This window comes from Listeria sp. MAN/IMW/UF555, assembly GCF_058684075.1.
The window spans coordinates 1-576 of the sequence record NZ_JBZWZS010000014.1; the positions used below are offsets into that span (position 1 = coordinate 1).

Annotated in this window: 1 protein-coding gene; it reads right to left on the bottom strand. The window is 67.7% G+C overall.

Annotation, left to right across the window (positions count from 1 at the left end; genetic code table 11):
* Window positions 1-545, bottom strand: a 545-nt coding sequence (locus tag AC4PG8_RS13910; protein WP_492170470.1) for an OmpP1/FadL family transporter, incomplete at its 3' end; no start/stop codon positions are given.
* Window positions 546-576: the final 31 nt, after the last annotated feature.

A 576-nucleotide genomic window follows, 5' to 3' on the forward strand; every position in this document is an offset into this window, starting at 1 on the left:
GTGACCGACATGGCGGCGACCAGGCTGACGTTGGCCGAGCGCAGTTCCGACGTCAGGGCGTCATAGCGCGCGAAGTCGGTCGGCTCGTACTTGGTGGTGAAGTTGTAGGGGGCCTGGACGGCCAGGCCGACGTTGAAGCGGTCGCCGATCGGCATCGAGACGGCGAAGTTCGGCACGATGCCGCTTTCGACGACTTCGTGGACATGCGGGTCGCCGTTGACGGCTTCGGTGTTGCTGATGACGCCGACGCCGGTCACCGGGACGTTGTAGGTCAGGCTGGAGCCGCGGTCGTCGACGTCGGAGTCGAGGATCAGGCCGTGCGCGCCCACGTACAGTTCGCGCTGGGTTCCGGCGATGGCGGCCGGGTTCCACCACAGCGATTGCACGCCCTTGTCGGCGCCGACGCCGGCGTTGGCGCGACCCTGACCGCGGGTCGATTGCTCCTGCACATAGAAGGAGCCGGCGAAGGCCGGGGCGGCGACGCCGGCCAGCAGAGCGGACGTGAGGGCGATCCCGCCGAGGCGAGTGATGTTCCTGGGATTCATGACCAATCCTAATACAGTCCCGCCGTCGCGC